The 20,008-nt window shown below is 61.3% G+C and carries 19 protein-coding genes; 12 read left to right on the top strand and 7 right to left on the bottom strand.

Features of this window, described 5'->3' with window-relative positions:
* Positions 1-12 precede the first annotated feature (12 nt).
* From betC to CPH89_RS10325, 3 genes are all read left to right on the top strand, one after another.
* The gene (gene betC, locus CPH89_RS10335) at positions 13-1,527 is read left to right on the top strand and encodes a choline-sulfatase (protein ID WP_053253627.1); all 1,515 of its coding nucleotides are present in this window, start codon (positions 13-15) and stop codon (positions 1,525-1,527) included.
* Between the two features lie 16 nt (positions 1,528-1,543).
* A complete protein-coding gene (choX, locus tag CPH89_RS10330) occupies positions 1,544-2,464 on the top strand; it encodes a choline ABC transporter substrate-binding protein (protein ID WP_053253626.1) in 921 nt (306 codons plus the stop codon).
* 171 nt (positions 2,465-2,635) lie between these two features.
* On the top strand, positions 2,636-4,204 hold the full coding sequence (locus CPH89_RS10325; RefSeq protein WP_053253625.1) for a SulP family inorganic anion transporter: 1,569 nt from the start codon (positions 2,636-2,638) through the stop codon (positions 4,202-4,204).
* A gap of 128 nt (positions 4,205-4,332) precedes the next feature.
* Here CPH89_RS10325 and aroE read toward each other — a convergent pair whose 3' ends face one another.
* Both aroE and hemF read right to left on the bottom strand, forming a co-directional pair.
* The gene (gene aroE / locus CPH89_RS10320; protein WP_053253624.1) at positions 4,333-5,151 is read right to left on the bottom strand and encodes a shikimate dehydrogenase; all 819 of its coding nucleotides are present in this window, start codon (positions 5,149-5,151) and stop codon (positions 4,333-4,335) included.
* The gene (gene hemF, locus CPH89_RS10315; RefSeq protein WP_053253623.1) at positions 5,151-6,083 is read right to left on the bottom strand and encodes an oxygen-dependent coproporphyrinogen oxidase; all 933 of its coding nucleotides are present in this window, start codon (positions 6,081-6,083) and stop codon (positions 5,151-5,153) included. The genes aroE and hemF overlap by 1 nt, the downstream gene beginning before the upstream one ends.
* A gap of 160 nt (positions 6,084-6,243) precedes the next feature.
* On the opposite strand from hemF, the gene CPH89_RS10310 reads away from it, so the two are divergent.
* Positions 6,244-7,221 (top strand): NADPH:quinone reductase, encoded by a 978-nt coding sequence (locus CPH89_RS10310; protein ID WP_053253622.1) that lies wholly within the window; start codon positions 6,244-6,246, stop codon positions 7,219-7,221.
* 131 nt (positions 7,222-7,352) lie between these two features.
* On the opposite strand, the gene CPH89_RS10305 is transcribed toward CPH89_RS10310, so the two are convergent.
* From CPH89_RS10305 to CPH89_RS10295, 3 genes are all read right to left on the bottom strand, one after another.
* On the bottom strand, positions 7,353-7,910 hold the full coding sequence (locus CPH89_RS10305) for an L-threonylcarbamoyladenylate synthase type 1 TsaC (protein WP_053253621.1): 558 nt from the start codon (positions 7,908-7,910) through the stop codon (positions 7,353-7,355).
* A gap of 54 nt (positions 7,911-7,964) precedes the next feature.
* Complete coding sequence (dprA, locus tag CPH89_RS10300; RefSeq protein WP_053253620.1) at positions 7,965-9,059, bottom strand: DNA-processing protein DprA; 1,095 nt, start codon at positions 9,057-9,059, stop codon at positions 7,965-7,967.
* 63 nt (positions 9,060-9,122) lie between these two features.
* On the bottom strand, positions 9,123-9,902 hold the full coding sequence (locus tag CPH89_RS10295; protein ID WP_053253619.1) for a hypothetical protein: 780 nt from the start codon (positions 9,900-9,902) through the stop codon (positions 9,123-9,125).
* A gap of 135 nt (positions 9,903-10,037) precedes the next feature.
* On the opposite strand from CPH89_RS10295, the gene def reads away from it, so the two are divergent.
* From def to CPH89_RS10270, 5 genes are all read left to right on the top strand, one after another.
* Complete coding sequence (gene def / locus CPH89_RS10290) at positions 10,038-10,544, top strand: peptide deformylase (protein ID WP_053253618.1); 507 nt, start codon at positions 10,038-10,040, stop codon at positions 10,542-10,544.
* A 69-nt stretch (positions 10,545-10,613) separates the two neighbouring features.
* Positions 10,614-11,567 (top strand): methionyl-tRNA formyltransferase, encoded by a 954-nt coding sequence (gene fmt / locus CPH89_RS10285; RefSeq protein WP_053253617.1) that lies wholly within the window; start codon positions 10,614-10,616, stop codon positions 11,565-11,567.
* Complete coding sequence (gene rsmB / locus CPH89_RS10280; protein WP_053253616.1) at positions 11,564-12,874, top strand: 16S rRNA (cytosine(967)-C(5))-methyltransferase RsmB; 1,311 nt, start codon at positions 11,564-11,566, stop codon at positions 12,872-12,874. The genes fmt and rsmB overlap by 4 nt, the downstream gene beginning before the upstream one ends.
* Before the next feature lie 22 nt (positions 12,875-12,896).
* Positions 12,897-14,270: a Trk system potassium transporter TrkA gene (trkA, locus tag CPH89_RS10275; protein WP_053253615.1), complete on the top strand. Its 1,374-nt coding sequence runs from the start codon at positions 12,897-12,899 to the stop codon at positions 14,268-14,270.
* A 134-nt stretch (positions 14,271-14,404) separates the two neighbouring features.
* Positions 14,405-14,716, top strand: coding sequence for a tetratricopeptide repeat protein (locus CPH89_RS10270; RefSeq protein WP_053253614.1), 312 nt, complete (start codon positions 14,405-14,407; stop codon positions 14,714-14,716).
* Positions 14,717-14,850: 134 nt separating this feature from the next.
* On the opposite strand, the gene CPH89_RS10265 is transcribed toward CPH89_RS10270, so the two are convergent.
* Positions 14,851-15,738, bottom strand: coding sequence for a lysophospholipid acyltransferase (locus tag CPH89_RS10265; RefSeq protein WP_053253613.1), 888 nt, complete (start codon positions 15,736-15,738; stop codon positions 14,851-14,853).
* A 40-nt stretch (positions 15,739-15,778) separates the two neighbouring features.
* The gene (locus tag CPH89_RS10260; protein ID WP_053253612.1) at positions 15,779-16,336 is read right to left on the bottom strand and encodes a DNA-3-methyladenine glycosylase I; all 558 of its coding nucleotides are present in this window, start codon (positions 16,334-16,336) and stop codon (positions 15,779-15,781) included.
* A gap of 81 nt (positions 16,337-16,417) precedes the next feature.
* On the opposite strand from CPH89_RS10260, the gene glyQ reads away from it, so the two are divergent.
* The 3 genes from glyQ to gmhB are packed head-to-tail and all read left to right on the top strand — an operon-like array spanning position 16,418 to position 19,961.
* Positions 16,418-17,371 carry a glycine--tRNA ligase subunit alpha gene (gene glyQ / locus CPH89_RS10255; protein WP_053253611.1) on the top strand — a complete coding sequence of 318 codons (954 nt, stop codon included), beginning with the start codon at positions 16,418-16,420 and terminating at the stop codon, positions 17,369-17,371.
* A complete protein-coding gene (gene glyS, locus CPH89_RS10250; RefSeq protein WP_053253610.1) occupies positions 17,368-19,422 on the top strand; it encodes a glycine--tRNA ligase subunit beta in 2,055 nt (684 codons plus the stop codon). The genes glyQ and glyS overlap by 4 nt, the downstream gene beginning before the upstream one ends.
* A complete protein-coding gene (gmhB, locus tag CPH89_RS10245; protein ID WP_169876355.1) occupies positions 19,422-19,961 on the top strand; it encodes a D-glycero-beta-D-manno-heptose 1,7-bisphosphate 7-phosphatase in 540 nt (179 codons plus the stop codon). Before glyS ends, gmhB begins: the two co-directional genes overlap by 1 nt.
* The last annotated feature ends 47 nt before the right edge of the window (positions 19,962-20,008 follow it).

Below are 20,008 nucleotides of genomic sequence, written 5' to 3'. Positions count from 1 at the left end.
TGCCGAAGACTCATGAAGCGCAAGAACATTCTTTTCATCATGGCCGATCAAATGGCCGCGCCGATGCTTCCGTTCTACGGACCTTCCCCGATCAAGCTGCCCAACCTGAGCCGCCTCGCCGAACAGGGCGTGGTGTTCGACGCTGCTTATTGCAACAGCCCGTTGTGTGCGCCGTCGCGTTTCACCCTGGTCAGTGGCCAGTTGCCGAGCAAGATTGGCGCCTACGACAACGCGGCGGATTTCCCCGCCGATGTGCCGACTTACGCCCATTACTTGCGTCGCCTGGGCTACCGCACCGCGTTGTCCGGCAAAATGCACTTTTGCGGGCCAGACCAACTGCACGGTTACGAAGAACGCCTGACCAGTGACATCTACCCCGCCGACTATGGCTGGGCGGTGAATTGGGACGAGCCGGACGTGCGCCCCACCTGGTATCACAACATGTCTTCGGTGCTGCAAGCCGGCCCTTGCGTGCGCACCAACCAGCTGGATTTTGACGAAGAGGTGGTGTTCAAGGCCCAGCAGTATTTGTTCGACCATATTCGTGAAGACGGCGACCAGCCGTTCTGCCTGACCGTGTCGATGACTCACCCACATGACCCGTACACGATTCCCAAACCGTTCTGGGACCTGTACGACGACAGCGACATCCCATTGCCTACGACGCCAGCCCAGGCCGACCTCGACCCGCACTCCCAACGCCTGCTCAAGGTGTATGACCTGTGGGACAAGCCGCTGCCGCTGAACAAGATCCGTGATGCCCGCCGCGCCTACTTCGGCGCATGCAGCTATATCGACAGCAACGTCGGCAAACTCCTGCAAACCCTGCAAGACACCGGGCTGGCCGATGACACCATCATCATCTTCTCCGGCGACCACGGCGACATGCTCGGCGAGCGCGGCCTCTGGTACAAAATGCACTGGTTTGAAATGGCCGCCCGCGTGCCGCTGCTGGTCAGTGCGCCAGGCCAGTTTGCCGCTGGCCGCGTGTCTCGGGCCGTGTCGACGGCCGACCTGTTGCCGACACTGGTGGAACTGGCCGGCGGTGAACTGGACCCGCGTTTGCCGCTGGACGGCCGCTCACTGGTCCCGCACTTGCAGCGGCTGGGCGGGCACGACGAAGTGTTCGGTGAATACATGGCCGAAGGCACCATCAGCCCGCTGATGATGATTCGCCGTGGCACTTACAAGTTCATCTACAGCGAGGACGATCCGTGCCTACTGTTTGATGTACGCAACGACCCGCACGAGCGGGAAGACCTCAGCCAATCACCGGAACACCGGCCACTGTTCGAGGCGTTTTTGCGTGAGGCGCGGGCCAAATGGGACATCCCGGCGATCCACCAGCAGGTGCTCGCCAGCCAACGCCGTCGTCGCCTGGTATTTGAGGCGCTGACCCAGGGCAAGCTGAAGAGCTGGGACCACCAGCCACTGGTAGACGCCAGTCAGCAATACATGCGCAACCATATCGACCTCGACGATCTGGAGCGCAAGGCACGTTATCCACAACCCTGCCAAAACCAATAAAACTGAGGGGAAGGCCATGCAAAAGTTATCCACCGTGTTGAGCGTTGCACTGCTGGCGTTGAGCAGCGCCGGCGCCTATGCCGACTCAAGCTGCGATACCGTGAAGATGGCCGATCCGGGCTGGAGCGATATCGCCGCCACCAATGCCATCACCGGTTTTCTGTTGAACGGCATGGGCTACAAGGCCAAGGTCGACACCCTGGCGGTGCCGATTACGTTTGGCGGTCTCAAGGACGGCCAGGTGGATGTGTTCCTGGGTAACTGGATGCCGGCGCAGCAGGGCTTCTATGACAAGTTCGTGGCCAATGGCGACGTGGTGCAACTGGCGAAAAACCTCGACGGCACCGAGTTCACCCTCGCCGTCCCGGACTATGTGTGGGACGCCGGGGTGCATGACTTTGCTGACTTGAACAGGTTTGCGGATAAGTTCGACAAAAAGATCTACGGCATCGGCTCCGGCGCGCCGGCGAATATCTCGCTGCAGGAGATCATCAAGAAGAACGACTTCGACCTGGGCCAGTGGAAGCTGATCGAGTCGAGTGAGCAGGCGATGCTGGCTGAGGTGTCGCGCGCGGTGAAGAAACAGCGCTTCGTCACCTTCCTCGGCTGGACACCGCACCCGATGAACGTGCAGTTGAAAATGCATTACCTCAAGGGTGGCGAGAAGTACTTCGGTGACAAAGGCAGCGTGTTTACTCTGACCCGCAAGGGTTATGCACAGGCCTGCCCGAATGTCGGGAAGCTGCTGACCAACCTGAGTTTTACCCAGGACATGGAAAACAGCATCATGGCTGAGGTGGCCAATAACAAGGTCAGCAATGCCGACGCGGCGAAGGCGTGGATCAAGGCGAATCCGGCGGTGCTGGATAAATGGCTCGATGGCGTAAAAACCGTGGATGGCCAGGATGCGTTAGCGGCGGTAAAAGCCAAACTCTAATGCCAAACGCTAATCCCTGTGGGAGCTGGCTTGCCTGCGATAGCATCACCGCGGTGTATCGGTATTACCGAGGTGCCTGGATCGCAGGCAAGCCAGCTCCCACACACACCCGCTCCCACAGGGGTCGGTGTGGACTGATACTCTGAGCCAACCCTTTCGACCGAGTTTGCGATGCCCCGGCTCAACCGCCATACACTCTTGCCCTTCCTCGCCTGGCTCCCGCGCCAAACCCGCGCCAGTGTCGGCCGGGATGCGATGGTCGGCCTCAGCGGCGCGGTACTCGCGCTGCCGCAGTCGATTGCCTACGCGCTGATCGCCGGTCTCCCACCCGAATACGGCTTATACGCCGCGATTATTCCGGTGCTGATCGCCTGCCTCTGGGGCTCCTCCTGGCACCTGATCTGTGGCCCGACGGCGGCGATTTCCATCGTGCTCTACGCCAGTATCAGTCCATTGGCCGTGCCGGGGTCGCAGGACTACATCACCTTGATCCTGTTGCTGACCTTCCTCGCCGGCGTTTTCCAGTGGTTGTTGGGCATGCTGCGCTTCGGCGCGCTGGTGAATTTCGTCTCCCATTCCGTGGTGCTGGGTTTCACCCTGGGGGCTGCCGTGGTGATTGCATTGGGGCAGTTACCCAACCTGCTGGGGCTGGAGTTACCAAGCGAGGCCACGGCGATCAATAGCCTGTTGGCGCTGATCAACCATGCTGGCGAGTGGGACCATGCCTCACTCGCCCTTGGCTTGGGCACCTTGCTGGTGGGCGCATTGCTCAAGTACCTGATGCCACGCTGGCCCACGCTATTGATCGCTCTGTCTCTGGGCAGCCTGGCCGCGTGGCTGTGGCCGACGATGTTTGGCCAGGTGGCGCTGGTCAGTTCGTTCGTGGGCAAACTGCCGCCATTCAGCCCATTGCCGATGGACCTGGATATGCTCCTGCGCCTGCTGCCCAGCGCCGTGGCGGTGGGCATGCTGGGGCTGGTGACGAGCCTGTCGATTGCCCGTTCGCTGTCGGCGCGCTCGCAGCAGTTACTCGACGCCAATCAGGAAGTCCGGGCGCAGGGTTTATCCAATATCGTCGGCGGATTTTTCTCTGGCTACTTGTCAGCCGGTTCCTTTACGCGTTCCGGCCTCAGCTACGAGGCAGGCGCGTGTTCGCCCTTGGCAGGTGTGTTTTCGGCCGCGTGGGTGGCGCTGTTTGCGCTGTTCGGCGCGGCGTTGATCGCGCACATTCCGATTCCCAGCATGGCCGCGAGCATCCTGTTGATCTGCTGGGGCCTGGTGGACCACCGCGGCATTCGCGCATTGTTTCGCGTGAGCCGGGCCGAGTTTGTGGTGATGAGCCTGACCTGCGTGGCCACCTTGCTGCTGGAGCTACAAACAGCGATTTACGCGGGGGTGCTGGCGTCGCTGTTTTTCTACCTCAAACGCACGTCGCAACCACGGGTTCAGCAATGGCGTGACGGTGACGAGGATGTATTGCGGGTCGGCGGCTCGATTTTTTTTGGCGCCAGCCATTACCTGCAAGTACGCCTGCAAAGCCTGCAAGGCGAGCGGGTGGTGATCGAGGCGCAACAGATCAACTTTATCGACTATTCCGGGGTGGAAATGTTGCACCAGGAGGCGCGGCGTTTGCACAGAGCGGGACGTAGCCTGACGTTGCGCCGAGCCAGGCCGCAGGTAGTGGAAGAATTAAAGAAATTGGAAGGGGCCGACAACTGCCCCATCCATTTTGAAGAATAAACACGCTTAAAACTGTGGGAGCGGGCTTGCTCGCGAATGCGGTGGCTCAGTTAAGTAATTATTGACTGACACACCGCTTTCGCGAGCAAGCCCGCTCCCACACTGACTGTGCCCACATTCGCTTTGTGTCAGGCCAACTGCCTACGCAACTCAGCCAACACCGGCGCCGAATCCGGGCGCACACCGCGCCACAGGAAAAAGGCTTCTGCGGCCTGCTCCACCAGCATGCCCAAACCGTCCATCGCCACCGCCGCGCCTTGCTCAGCAGCCCAGCGACAGAACGCGGTCGGTTCCTTGGCGTACATCATGTCGTAGCAGAAGGTCTTGCCCGGCTCGATCAGGCTGCCGGCAATCGGCGGTACATCGCCTGACAGGCTGGCGGACGTGGCATTGATGATCACGTCCACCGGCTCACGCAGCCAGTCGAAACCGCTGGCAGACACCGGGCCCAGGTCGTTGAACAGTTCGGCGAGCAACTCGGCTTTTGCCACGGTCCGATTGGCGATGATCAGCGAGGCCGGTTGCTCAGCCAACAACGGCTCCAGCGCCCCACGTACCGCGCCACCGGCGCCCAGCAGCAGGATACGCTTGCCTTTGATGCTCAACCCGGCGTTCACCGTCAGGTCGCGCACAAGGCCCGCGCCATCAGTGTTATCGCCAAGCAGGCTGCCATCGGCCAACTGGCTTAAGGTGTTCACCGCGCCGGCGCGCTGGGCGCGTTCGGTCAGGCTGTTGGCCAGGCGATACGCGTCTTCCTTGAACGGCACGGTGACGTTGGCGCCACGGCCTTGCTGAAAAAACTCACGGGCACAGCCGGTGAAATCCTCCAGCGGCGCAAGCAGGGTGCTGTAGTCCAATTGCTCACCGGTTTGCGCGGCGAACATACGGTGAATCAGCGGCGATTTGCTGTGGCCGATGGGGTTGCCGAAGACGACATAACGGTCCATCAGACAGCTGCCTTGGGCGCGGCAATGCCGAGCCAGTCGCGATCTTGCAGGAAGTAATCAGTGAGGCGCGCTTCTTCGCTACCGGCCTCGGCTTTCCAGTCATAGCTCCAGCGCACCTGCGGCGGCAGCGACATCAGGATCGACTCGGTACGGCCGCCCGATTGCAGGCCGAACAGGGTGCCACGGTCATAGACGAGGTTGAACTCGACATAGCGCCCACGGCGGAACTCCTGGAACTGACGCTGCTGCTCGGTGTAGGCGGCGGCCTTGCGGCGCTGCACGATCGGCAGGTAGGCGTCGATGTAGGCGTCGCCGATGGCGCGGATGAAGGCGAAGCAGGTGTCGAAGTCCCACTCGTTCAAATCATCGAAGAACAGGCCGCCAATACCGCGTGGCTCATTGCGATGCTTGATGTGGAAGTAGGTGTCGCACCAGGCCTTGTAACGCGAGTACACATCCGCGCCGAACGGCGCACAGGCCTGCTCGGCCACGCGGTGCCAATGGATACAGTCTTCTTCATTGCCGTAATACGGCGTGAGGTCGAAGCCGCCACCGAACCACCACACCGGCTCTTCACCTTCTTTTTCGGCGATGAAAAAGCGCACGTTGGCGTGGGACGTCGGCACATGGGGGTTGTGCGGGTGGATCACCAGCGAAACGCCCAGGGCTTCAAACCCACGACCGGCCAGCTCAGGACGATGCGCGCTGGCGGACGGTGGGAGGCCGCTGCCAAACACGTGGGAAAAGTTAACACCGCCTTTTTCGATCACCGAACCGTTTTCGATCACACGGGTGCGACCGCCGCCGCCCGCAGGCCGGGTCCAGGCGTCTTCGATAAAGCGAGTGTCCGTCTCAAAGGTTTCCAGGGCGCTGCAAATACGGTCTTGCAGGTCAAGCAGGTAGGCTTTAACAGCCTCGGTGCGGGTAGTCATGGCATCACCTTGAATCGGGCAAAGCTACGCGAGGCCATTGGGCGTCGGCGGCAAATGGGCGCACAGGATACCACTGCACTCCAGTAAGCCGCAGTTGACGAAGATCAAGCTTAGGAGTCCGATAGAGGGCTACGCAAATGCGACCTCAGGAGAAGTGCAGATGGCCAAACGTATCCAGTTCCGTGCCCATGGCGGCCCCGAAGTACTTGAGTATGTGGACTACACCCCGGCAGAACCAGGCCCTCAGCAGGTTCGCGTGCGTAACGAGGCCATCGGCCTGAATTTTATCGACACCTATTTCCGCAGCGGTCTCTATGCGCCGCCAGCCCTGCCATCGGGCCTGGGTGCAGAAGGCGCCGGTGTGGTGGATGCGGTGGGCAGCGAGGTCACCCAGTTCAAGGTCGGTGACCGCGTGGCCTACGGCAGTGGCCCACTGGGCGCCTACAGCGAGCTGCATGTATTGCCCGCCGCCAACCTGGTGCACTTGCCGGATGACATCAGCTTCGAGCAAGCCGCCGGCGCCATGCTCAAAGGCCTGACCGTGCAGTACCTGCTGCGCCAGACTTACGAGCTGAAGGGTGGCGAGACCATTCTGTTCCATGCCGCTGCCGGTGGTGTGGGCTCCCTGGCCTGCCAATGGGCCAAGGCGTTAGGCGTTAAGTTGATCGGGACCGTGAGCTCCCCGGAAAAGGCCGCCCTGGCCAAATCCCTCGGTGCCTGGGAAACCATCGACTACAGCAAGGAAAACGTCGCACAACGCGTACTGGAATTGACCGACGGCAAGAAAGTGCCTGTGGTGTACGACGGCGTCGGCAAGGACACCTGGCTGACCTCGCTGGACAGCGTGGCGCCGCGTGGGCTGGTGGTGAGTTTTGGGAATGCGTCGGGCGCGGTAGACGGGGTGAACCTGGGCATTCTGGCCGCAAAGGGCTCGCTGTACGTCACTCGGCCGACCTTGGCGACCTATGCCAGCAATCCAAAAGACTTGCAGACCATGGCCGATGACCTGTTCTCGATGATCAAGAGCGGCAAGGTGCGCATTGATATCAACCAGCGGTTTTCGCTGGCCGAAGCGGCGAAGGCGCAGACGGAATTGTCAGGGCGACGCACGACGGGGTCGACCATTCTGTTGCCGTAAGGCGATTGATCTACTGAGGCGGTGAGGGCCTCATCACCGCCAAGCCCGCTGCCACATTTTGATCGGATTCCAACTGAAGGAACGCGATCGAATGTGGCAGCGGGCTTGCTCGCGAAGGCCGCACCTCAATCTTAAGAAGGCCGCACAACCTCGCCTGTCGCCAAATCGCGAATCAGGCTTGGGTTCTTGCGCCCACCCAGGGCGCCACCCAATACCCGATCAACCTGGCCACGGAAATACTGCTCCACACGAAGCCGCGTGCGCGCTGCCGGGCGGCCCTGCGGGTTGGCCGACGTGGAAATCAGCGGCCCGACCAATGAGCATAAATCCCTTACCAGCGGATGATCGCTGACCCGCAAGGCGACGGTGTCATGCACACCTGTGACCCATTCAGGCAGCAAGTCCTGATGGGGGACCAACCAGGTATTCGGCCCAGGCCAAGTGCTGGCCATGCGCTCGATCCAAGTGTCCGGGAAATCTTCAAAGAGAAAATCGAACTGGCGAATATTGTCCGCCACCAGGATCAGCCCCTTGTCCACTGACCGATTCTTGATCGCCAGCAGCCGGTCCACCGCCTCTTCATTCCACGGGTCGCAGCCAAGGCCCCAGACCGCTTCGGTCGGGTAGGCGATCACCGCGCCTGCGCGAATTTCTCGTGCGGTTTCCAGCACACGCCACCTGTTGACCATTGCTCACTCTCCGAACTAAAGCTCTGCGCAGTTTACCGATGTTCTTTACAAAACCTAGCAGCGCGCAAGCCACCGCCCGCTTTCGCAGATGACCTGGCCTTCGAGCTCCAGCTCGGTAAGGGTCGCCAGCACGTGGGACAAGGGCCGCCCGCTGGCAATCGCCAGGGCCTCGCTGGTGTGAGGCGCGGCATGCAGCAGCGCCACCAGCGGGTGCGTCACCGGCAGCGGTGCCGGGCGAGACAAGGCCTGCCAGCCGCGCAACCCGTCAAGAATATGCTCGATGGATTCCACCAACGTCGCACCATCGCGAATCAACTGATGACAGCCCTTGGCCCCCGGATGATGGATGGAGCCGGGGATCGCGTACACCTCACGCCCCTGCTCGGCAGCGAGCTTTGCTGTGATCAGCGAGCCGCTGGCCATGCTGGCCTCCACCACCAGCACCCCCAGCGACAGGCCACTGATGATCCGGTTGCGCCGGGGAAAGTTAGCGGCCTGGGGCGCGGCGTCCAGTGGAAACTCGGAAACCACCGCACTCCCTTGGGCAATCATCGCGGCTGCGAGCCGCCGGTGGCGCTGTGGATAAAAATTTTCCAGGCCGGTGCCAAGCACGCCGACTGTCTGCCCGCCGACATCCAATGCGGCTTGATGCGCAGCGCCGTCAATGCCCAGGGCCAACCCGCTGGTGATGACAAAACCGGCGCTCGCGAGGCTGCGGGAAAAGGCGGCGGCGGTGTCCAGCCCGGGCCTGGAAGCGCGCCGACTGCCGACCATGGCCAACTGCGGTTTCTCCAGGATTTTGGGGTCGCCGGCGACGAACAATAACGGCGGGGCGTCGTCAATCTGCGCAAGCAAGGCAGGGTAATCAGGTTGGTCCCACATCAGTAAATGCTGGGCGGGATGCTCCAACCACGCGAGCGCGTCACTGGCGCTGTCACGGATTTGCGGGCTGCGTCGGGCATCCGCGCTGGCAGGCGGCAACCCGAGGGAGCGCCAGGCACTGGCAGGCGCGCTGATAGCCTTTGAGGCAGAGCCGAATGCCTCGATCAACACGCGAAAACGCTTGGGACCCAGTTCTGGCAGCCTGTGCAAGCGTAGTCGGGCTTCCAGTTCTGACGGGGAAATTTCATCGCTGTTTGTCGGATACATTTGATCATCCTTGATCGGAACAAGCTGTGGATAACTCTGTTGGTAACTTATTTAGCAGGCTATTTATTGTGTTTGTTGGGCAGTCTCAAAACGGTCCAGCACCGCCAGCGACCTTGAAGCGCTGAGTACCAGGCCATAACTGAGCTTTTCATAGGTGCGGAACACCTGCAGGGTGCCGGCGCGCTCATCAGGCAGTTTCGTCAAAGCGCCGGTGAGGACATCCCTTACGGTCGCGCCCAGCTTGATCACCGTGAGCAGTTGGCCTTCGACCAGGCCGTCGCGGCGGCCCTTGTTCAAGGTGACGGCGTCCAACACGCCGATCTGGGTCACGCCTTTGGGGACGTCGATGATGTGCCCTTTGATCAGGGCCCCGGGGTGCGGCGGGGTTTGCAGCCGGGCCAGCTCGACGCCAGGTTCGGCGCGCAGCAATCGGTCGCCTGGGCGGACCTCCTGGGTCACTCGTTGTACTGCGAGGGTGCTCAGGTCACCGGCCGTCAAAAAACGTGCGGTGCCGATGTCATCGGCGTTAACCCCCAGCTGCTCCTGGGTGTTCGGGTCGGTGTAAACCTTGCCTCGGCGAAAGATTCCATAATTTGGCTGGGCCGGGTCCAGGTGGCCTCTGGCGTGCACACGTTCGCCACTGGCCCCCAACACTCGACCCGCCTCAGCCGCGACAATATAAGGCGCGTTATCCAGATCCTGAGGGGTATCGAGGATACGGTTATGCAGCAAAAAGCGCTGCATGGCCTGTTGCGCCGCCTGATTCAGGCGCTGTTCGGGCGGTGTCAGCAGCGCCAGGGTGAGCGGCGCCCACAGCAGCAAGACGAGTAGCGATTTCCTCATGGGGTGAATCTCCTTTATTATGTACGTTCGCGTGAAATGCCATAGCCTTCGCGGCTTTCGAACCTTTCACACCGGCTGTCTGGGTCCATCCCAACGCCGATTTGCCTCTACCTCACATGTGCAGCAATTACGCTTATGGCTATTTTGAACATCCTCGAATTCCCCGACTCGCGCCTGCGCACGATCGCCAAACCGGTGGCCGTAGTGGACGACAAGGTTCGTCAGTTGGTCGATGACATGTTTGAAACAATGTATGAAGCTCCGGGCATCGGCCTCGCCGCGACCCAGGTCAACGTGCATCAGCGTGTCGTGGTCATGGACCTGTCAGAAGATCGCAGCGAGCCTCGGGTGTTTATCAACCCCGAGTTCGAACCGCTGACCGACGAGATGGGTGAATACCAGGAGGGCTGCCTCTCAGTGCCGGAGTTCTACGAGAACGTCGAACGCCCGGTGCGCGTGAAGATCAAGGCCCTGGACCGCGACGGCCAGCCCTACGAGCTGATCGCAGAGGGCCTGCTGGCGGTGTGCATTCAGCACGAATGCGACCACCTCAACGGCAAACTGTTTGTCGATTACCTGTCCACGCTTAAACGCGACCGGATCAAGAAGAAGCTGGAAAAAAAGCATCGCCAGCAAGCTTGATGCCCTTCTTCCAAAGGCTTGCTACGGCAAGCCTTTTTCTTTTGTGACTGTTTTTAACCGAGAACTCCGATGACCGAGCCACTGCGCATTGTTTTTGCCGGCACTCCTGAATTTGCCGCCGAACACCTGAAGGCCCTGCTTGCCAGCCCTTATGAGATCGTCGCGGTGTACACCCAGCCGGATCGTCCGGCCGGTCGCGGGCAAAAACTGATGCCAAGCCCGGTCAAGCAGCTGGCGCTTGAGCACAACATTCCGGTGCTGCAACCACCGACCCTGCGCAACACCGATGCCCAGGCGGAACTCGCCGCATTGCAGCCGGACCTGCTGGTGGTCGTGGCCTATGGCTTGATCCTGCCTCAGGCGGTGCTGGATATTCCGCGCCTGGGTTGCATTAACAGCCATGCCTCGCTGCTGCCGCGCTGGCGCGGTGCGGCGCCGATCCAGCGCGCCGTGGAAGCCGGTGACAGTGAAAGCGGCGTGACCGTGATGCGCATGGAGGCAGGTCTGGACACCGGCCCGATGCTGCTCAAAGTCACCACCCCGATCACCCGTGAAGACACCGGCGGCAGCTTGCACGACCGCTTGGCCGAGATGGGCCCGCCCGCCGTGGTACAGGCCATCGCCGGCCTGGCTGCCGGCACTCTGGAAGGCGAAGTGCAGGACGACAGCCTCGCCACCTATGCGCACAAACTGAACAAAGACGAAGCCCGCATCGACTGGAGCCGCCCGGCCGTGGAGCTGGAGCGCCTGGTACGCGCCTTCAACCCGTGGCCAATTTGCCACAGCACCCTTAATGGCGAAGCCTTGAAAGTATTGGCCGCCACCTTGGCTGACGGCAAAGGCGCTCCCGGTGAAGTCATCGGTGCCAGCAAGGAAGGCCTGCTGGTCGTGTGCGGTGAGCAAGCGTTGTGTCTGACGCGTCTGCAATTGCCCGGTGGTAAGGCGCTTAACTTCAGCGATTTGTTCAACAGCCGCCGTGAGAAGTTTGCGCTGGGCACGGTTCTCGGGGCGGTCGCTCAATGAACCCGCGTCTGGCCGCCGCCAAGGCCCTCGCCGCCGTCCTCAACGGCAAGGCTTCGTTGAACAGTTCGCTGCCTACGCAGATGGATAAAGTCGAAGACCGCGATCGCGGCTTCACCCAGGACCTGGCGTTTGGCACGGCCCGCTGGCAGCCACGCTTGTCGGCGCTCGCGGCCAAGCTGCTGCAAAAGCCATTCAAGGCAGCCGATGCCGATGTGGAAGCGCTGCTGCTGGTCGGCCTCTATCAGTTGCTCTACACCCGCGTACCGGCTCATGCCGCCATCGGTGAAACCGTCGGTTGCGCCGACAAACTGAAAAAGCCCTGGGCCAAAGCCCTGCTCAATGCCGTGCTACGCCGCGCCCAGCGCGAGAGCGAAGCGCTGCTGGCTGAACTGGAAAACGACCCGGTGGTGCGTACTGCCCATCCGCGCTGGCTGCAAAAGTCCTTGAAAGCCTTCTGGCCTGAACAATGGGAAGCCATTTGCGCGGCCAACAATGCACATCCTCCGATGATTTTGCGGGTTAACCGCCGTCATCACAGCCGTGACGCGTACCTGCAATTACTGACTGACGCAGGCATTAATGCCTCGCCGTGTATGTACAGCGTCGATGGCATCGTGCTGGAAGCCGCCGCCGACGTCCGCAGCCTGCCGGGCTTTGCCGAAGGCTGGATCAGCGTGCAGGACGAAGCTGCGCAACTGGCCGCCGACCTGCTCGACCTGGCACCGGGCCAGCGCGTACTCGACGCCTGCTGCGCACCGGGCGGCAAGACCTGTCACATACTGGAGGTCGAAAAAGACCTCGCTGGCGTGGTCGCCGTCGACTTGGAAGCCAAGCGCCTGGTACGCGTGCGCGAAAACCTCGCGCGCCTTGGCCTGAGTGCCGACCTGATCGCCGCCGACGGCCGCGACACGGCCGCCTGGTGGGACGGCAAACCGTTCCAGCGCATCCTGCTGGATGCGCCATGCTCCGCCACCGGCGTGATCCGTCGCCACCCGGACATCAAGCTGACCCGTCAGCCCGACGACATCGCCGCCCTGGCGGTGCTGCAAGGCGAGCTGCTCGACGCCTTGTGGCCGACCCTCGACGTTGGCGGCATTCTGCTTTACGCCACCTGTTCCACCTTGCCCACCGAAAACACGCAGGTGATCGAAGCCTTCCTCGCCCGCACCAGCGGCGCGCGCGAGCTGGACCTCGCCACCACGGCCGGCATCAAGCAGCCCCATGGCCGCCAACTGCTTGCACAGGAAGGCGGGCACGATGGCTTCTACTACGCCAAACTGATCAAGATCGCCGCCGCGCGCGGCTGAACGGGTTTAAGGGAGTGACCGGATGAAAATCATCATCCTTGGGGCTGGGCAGGTCGGCGGCACGCTGGCTGAACATTTGGCCAGCGAAGCCAACGACATTACCGTGGTCGACACCGATGCCGAGCGCCTGCGCAACCTGGGTGACCGCCTGGACATCCGCACCGTGCAAGGCCGCGCGTCATTCCCGGCGGTGCTACGCCAGGCCGGTGCCGACGATGCCGACATGCTGGTGGCCGTCACCAACAGCGACGAAACCAACATGGTCGCCTGCCAGGTCGCCCACACTCTGTTCAACACCCCGACCAAGATCGCCCGCGTACGTGAAGGGGCTTATTTGAACCGTGCAGGGCTGTTCGATAACGACGCGATTCCGGTGGACGTGTTGATCAGCCCCGAGCAAGTGGTGACTCACTACATCAAGCGCCTGATCGAAATTCCCGGCGCGTTGCAGGTGATCGACTTTGCCGAGGGCAAGGCGCAACTGGTGGCGGTGAAGGCTTATTACGGCGGTCCGCTGGTGGGCCAGCAACTGCGCCAACTGCGCGAGCACATGCCGAATGTGGAAACCCGCGTAGCGGCGATTTTCCGGCGCGACCGGCCGATTCTGCCCCAGGGCGATACGGTGATCGAAGCCGACGACGAAGTCTTTTTCATCGCCGCCAAAGCCAATATTCGCGCGGTGATGAGCGAAATGCGCCGCCTGGATGAAACCTACAAGCGCATCGTCATCGCCGGCGGCGGGCAGATCGGCGAGCGTTTGGCGGAGGCGATCGAAAGCCGCTACCAGGTCAAGATCATCGAGATGAGCCCGGCACGCTGCCGGCATTTGTCCGACACCCTCGACAGCACCGTCGTACTCCAAGGCAGCGCCTCGGACCGCGACCTGTTGATGGAAGAGAACATCGCCGATGCCGATATCTTCCTGGCCCTGACCAACGATGACGAGGCCAACATCATGTCGTCCCTGCTGGCCAAACGGCTGGGGGCCAAGAAGGTGATGACCATCATCAACAACCCGGCCTATGTCGACCTGATCCAGGGCGGCGATATCGATATCGCTATCAGCCCGCAGCTGGCCACCATCGGCACGTTGCTCACCCACGTGCGCCGCGGCGATATCGTCAGCGTGCACTCCCTGCGCCGAGGCGCGGCGGAAGCCATTGAGGCGATTGCCCACGGCGATTCAAAATCGAGCAAAGTCATCGGCAAGGCCATCCGCGATATCGGCCTGCCGCCGGGCACCACCATCGGCGCAATCATTCGTGACGAAGAGGTGCTGATCGCCCACGACGATACGGTGATCGCCACGGGTGACCATGTGATTCTGTTTCTGGTGGATAAAAAACATATCCGCGATGTGGAGAAACTGTTCCACGTGGGGTTGAGCTTTTTCTGATCAACACACTCAGCGGAGCCTGCCGCCGCCATCGCGGGCAAGCCTCTCCCACAGGTGATCATGATGCTGCTATGGGAGCGGGTTCGCCCGCGATGCGTTATTGAAAACCCTACCTAGCTAAAGGATCCACAGCCATGCTCGAATCCCTCGAAAAAATGCTCGCCAAGGGTGTGGATAATTCACTGCTGCGCTTTGGCTTGGGCAAGGGTTATCTGGACGCAAAGGAAAACGCCAAGGCGGCGGAGCACCTGCAAAAATGCGTCGAGTTCGACCCGAAGTATTCGGCGGCGTGGAAGTTGTTGGGCAAGGCGCAGCAGGGGCTGGGGGATAGTGCAGCAGCACGGCAGGCGTGGGAAAAGGGTATCGAAGCGGCCCTGGCGCATGGCGACAAGCAGGCCGAGAAAGAGATGACGGTGTTTCTGAAAAAACTCGATCGCCAAGCCTAAGCGGATCCAAAATGTGGGAGCGGGCTTGCTCGCGAAGGCGTCGTGTCAGTCACTTAATGTGTGTCTGTTACACCGCATTCGCGAGCAAGCCCGCTCCCACACTAGTTTTGCATCGACCGTAAGTCAGTCGTAAATCAATACCACCGCGCCTCACCGGGCGGGCGTTTCTTGAAGCGTTTCATGCTCCACATGTACTGGCTCGGATACGCGCCGACATAGCGCTCCACCACCTTGCTCATCGCCGCGCAGGAGGTGGCGGTGTCGGTGCTGTACATATCTTCCGGCGCCGCTTCCAAAATCACTTTGTAACCCGAGCCGTCCGGCAGTCGCAGGGCATGCAGGAACACGCCCACGGCTTTGTGGCCCGCGAGCATGTTAGGCACGAACTTGCTGGTCAGCGCCTGGGTCGCAAAGAACGGCACGAAGATGCCTGCCGATTCCGCCGGTTCCGGGTCGGCGGGAATGCCGACCTGGCCACCTTTGCGCACTTCCTTGATGACACTGAGAATGCCTTCCTTGGTCGACGCGGCTACTCGGTTACCCAGCTGAACCCGCTGCTTGCGCAACAATTCGTCGACCGCTTTCAGCTTTGGCGGCCGGTAGAAGATGATCGGTTTGCACTGGCTGCAATAGAAGTGGTTCAACACTTCCCAGTTGCCCAGGTGACTGGTGATGCCGACCACGCCTTTGCCCGAGGCCAATGCTGCATGCAGCACTTCCAGGCCTTCGACTTCACGTACCAGGTCGATGGAGCGCTGGGCGGGCCAGATCCAGGCGCAGGCGCTTTCAGTCAGGGACTTGCCGATATCCATGAGGCTCTGGCCGACCAGGCGCTCACGTGCGACCGGGTCCATGTCCGGGAAGCACTTGGAGAGGTTGATCCGTACCGTGTCGCGGGAACGGTTGGGGGTTTTCCACATGATCCAGCCAATCGCCGTGCCGACCGCTTGAACCGCGCGCCAGGGCAATAGGGCAAACAACCGAAGAGCGCCTACCAGCAAGGCGCCTTTAAACTTTTCCACAGGTCACTCCTGATCGTGTGTGGTGCGCAAAGCCGCCATTCTAACCGGCGTTGGCCAAGTCCGCGTAACGGTCGCAGTCTTGAGTGTGGTCCATGACCATGCCCGAGGCCTGCATGAACGCGTAGCAAATGGTCGGCCCGACGAACGTGAAACCGGCTTTTTTCAAGGCTTTGCTCATGGCTTCAGCCTCTGGCGTAATGGCCGGGACTTGGCTGCGATCCTTGAAGTGATTGACCTTGGGCGCGCCGCCGACAAACGACCAGAGCACGCCCACCGGGTCTTCAAGGGCCAGCCAGGCTGCGGCGTTGCGGCGGGTGGCGTTGAGCTTCAGGCGGTTACGCACAATGCCAGGGTCGAGCATCAGTGCGTCGATTTCAACATCGGTCAGGCGTGCCAAACGCTGGGCATCAAAGCCGAACAAGACCTTCCGATAATGCTCGCGTTTGCGTAAAACGGTGATCCAGGAAAGGCCCGCCTGGAACCCTTCGAGCAAAAGCAACTCGAACAGACCCTGCGCATCGCGCAGCGGCGTTCCCCACTCCTGATCGTGATAAGCCATGTACAGCGGATCTTCAGAACACCAAAAGCAGCGTGGCATAAGGCTCCAGGGGATGGTGGCGCGGCCGAATCGGGTATACTCCCGCTCTTTAAATCGCAGCCCAAGTAACAGGTGAATTTCGTGAGCCAGCCTACGCCAGCCGTGCGTACCTTCCAAGACTTGATCCTCGCCCTCCAGCAGTACTGGGCCGAGCAAGGTTGTGTGGTACTTCAGCCCTACGATATGGAAGTAGGCGCCGGCACTTTCCACACCGCTACATTCCTGCGGGCCATCGGCCCGGAAACCTGGAACGCCGCTTATGTGCAGCCCAGTCGTCGCCCGACTGACGGCCGCTACGGCGAAAACCCGAACCGTCTGCAGCACTACTACCAGTTCCAGGTGGTATTGAAGCCGAACCCGGACAACTTCCAGGAGCTGTACCTGGGCTCGCTGAAACATGTCGGCCTGGACCCACTGGTGCACGACATCCGTTTCGTCGAAGACAACTGGGAATCGCCAACCCTCGGCGCCTGGGGCCTGGGCTGGGAAGTCTGGCTCAACGGCATGGAAGTGACGCAGTTCACTTACTTCCAGCAAGCCGGCGGCATCGAGTGCTACCCGGTGACCGGCGAGATCACTTACGGTCTTGAGCGCCTGGCCATGTACCTGCAAGGCGTGGACTCGGTCTACGACCTGGTGTGGGCTGACGGCCCGTTCGGCAAAGTGACCTACGGCGACGTGTTCCACCAGAACGAAGTGGAGCAGTCCACTTACAACTTCGAACACGCCAACGTCGAGAAGCTGTTCGAACTGTTCGACTTCTATGAAAGCGAAGCCAAGCGCCTGATCGAACTTGACCAGCCGCTGCCGCTGCCGAGCTATGAAATGGTGTTGAAGGCGTCCCATACCTTCAACCTGCTGGACGCCCGTCGTGCCATTTCGGTAACCGCGCGCCAGCAATACATCCTGCGTGTACGCACCCTGGCGCGTTCCGTCGCCCAAGCCTACCTGATGGCTCGCGCCAAGCTGGGCTTCCCGATGGCTACCCCGGACCTGCGTGATGAAGTGTTGGCTAAGCTGGAGGCTGCACAATGAGTGCTCAAGATTTTCTGGTTGAACTGGGCACCGAAGAGCTGCCTCCCAAGGCACTCAATACCCTGGCCGACGCGTTCCTGGCCGGTATCGAAAAAGGCCTGCAGAGCGCCGGCCTGAAATTCGCCGCAAAAAAAGTCTATGCCGCGCCACGCCGCCTGGCCGTGTTGCTGACCGCGCTGGAAACCCAGCAGCCGGACCGCAGCATCAACCTCGACGGCCCGCCGCGTCAGGCCGCTTTTGACGCTGAAGGTAACCCGACCCAAGCGGCCCTTGGCTTCGCCAAGAAGTGCGGCGTCGAGCTGAGCGAGATCGACCAAAGCGGCCCGAAACTGCGTTTCAGCCAGGTCATCACCGGCAAGCCGACTGCCAGCCTGTTGCCAACGATCGTTGAAGACTCGCTGAACGACCTGCCGATCCCCAAGCGCATGCGCTGGGGTGCACGCAAGGAAGAATTCGTACGCCCGACCCAATGGCTGGTGATGCTGCTCGGTGACCACGTCATCGACTGCACCATCCTCGCCCAAAAGGCCGGTCGTGATTCCCGTGGTCATCGCTTCCACCATCCACACGCCGTGCGCATCACCTCGCCCGCCAACTATGCCGCCGATCTGCGCGCCGCTTATGTACTGGCCGATGCCAATGAGCGTCGTGAGCTGATCAGCAAGCGCACCGAAGAACTGGCGCGCCTGCAGGAAGGCACCGCCATCGTGCCGCCAAGCCTGCTCGACGAAGTGACCGCGCTGGTTGAATGGCCGGTGCCGCTGGTGTGCTCGTTTGAAGAGCGTTTCCTCGATGTGCCGCAAGAAGCCCTGATCACCACCATGCAGGACAACCAGAAGTACTTCTGCCTGCTGGATGTGGACGGTAAGTTGCTGCCGCGCTTTATCACCGTGGCCAACATCGAAAGCAAAGACCCCCAGCAGATCATCGCCGGTAACGAGAAAGTCGTTCGTCCGCGCCTGACGGATGCCGAGTTCTTCTTCAAGCAAGACAAGAAGCAGAAGCTCGAAGACTTCAACCAGCGCCTGCAAAACGTGGTGTTCCAGGAAAAACTCGGCAGCGTCTACGACAAGGCGGTGCGTGTTTCCAAACTGGCCGCGTACATTGCGCCGCGTATCGGCGGTGACGCTGCCTGGGCCGCACGTGCAGGGTTGCTGTCCAAGTGCGACCTGGCCACCGAGATGGTCGGCGAGTTCCCGGAAATGCAAGGTGTGGCCGGTTACTACTACGCCCTCAATGACGGCGAGCCGGACGATGTGGCGCTGGCCCTGAACGAGCAGTACATGCCACGCGGTGCCGGTGCTGAACTGCCGACCACCCTGACCGGTGCGGCGGTGGCCATCGCCGACAAGCTGGACACTCTCGTGGGTATCTTTGGTATCGGCATGCTGCCTACCGGCAGCAAAGACCCGTATGCCCTGCGCCGTGCGGCGCTGGGCGTGCTGCGTATCCTGATCGACAAGAAGCTTGACCTCGACCTGACCCAGGCCGTGGTGTTCGCTGTCGGCCAGTTCGGTGGCAAGGTCAAGCAAGCCGGCCTGGCCGAACAAGTGCTGGAATTCGTGTTCGACCGCTTGCGAGCGCGTTACGAAGACGAAGGCGTGGACGTTTCCGTCTACCTGTCGGTACGTGCCCTGCAGCCAGGTTCGGCGCTGGACTTCGACCAACGCGTACAAGCCGTCCAGGCATTCCGCAAACTGCCGGAAGCCGGGGCCCTGGCCGCGGTGAACAAGCGTGTGTCGAACCTGCTGAGCAAGGCCGACAACCTCGGGAATGCCGAAGTCGACCCAGGCCTGTTTGCCGACGCCAAGGAGTTCTCGCTGAACTCGGCCATCGCCAAGGCAGAAAACGCAGTGAAGCCGCTGCTCGCCGAACGCAACTACGCCGAAGCACTGGCGCGCCTGGCCACCTTGCGTGAGCCGGTGGATGCGTTCTTCGAAGCGGTGATGATCAATGCCGAGGATGCGGGCGTACGGAAAAACCGCTACGCCATGCTGGCGCGTCTGCGTGGCTTGTTCATCAACATCGCTGACATTTCCGTACTGGGCTGATCATGTTGAAACTGCTGATTCTCGATCGGGACGGAGTGATCAATTACGACTCCGACGCTTACATCAAGTCGGTGGCGGAATGGATTCCACTGCCGGGCTCGATCGAGGCCATCGCGCAGTTGAGCAAAGCCGGCTGGACGGTGGCCATCGCCACCAACCAGTCCGGCATCGCCCGCGGTTACTACGACATTGCCACCCTGGACGCCATGCACGCGCGCTTGCGCAGCTTAGTGGCGGCGCAGGGCGGTGAGGTGGGGCTGGTGGTGTACTGCCCCCACGGGCCGGATGAGGGCTGCGAATGCCGCAAACCCAAACCAGGCATGTTGAAAACCATTGCAGAACATTACAACGTGCCCCTGGCTGGGCTATGGTTCGTCGGGGACAGCCTCGGTGACCTGGAGGCTGCCAAAGCCGTCGACTCTCAGCCAGTTTTGGTTAAAACCGGGAAAGGCGAAAAGACCCAGGCGAAAAACCTGCCGGTAGGCACCTTGATTTTTGACGATCTGGCGGCCGTTGCCGCAGAACTTATCAACAACTAGCCGCCCTCGACTTCCTGGCCAAGGACTGTTCGGGCGTGCGCTTTTAA

Origin of the sequence: Pseudomonas fluorescens (assembly GCF_900215245.1) — a bacterium.
GTDB lineage: Bacteria > Pseudomonadota > Gammaproteobacteria > Pseudomonadales > Pseudomonadaceae > Aquipseudomonas > Aquipseudomonas fluorescens.
This window is presented reverse-complemented; position numbering and strand designations above follow the sequence as displayed.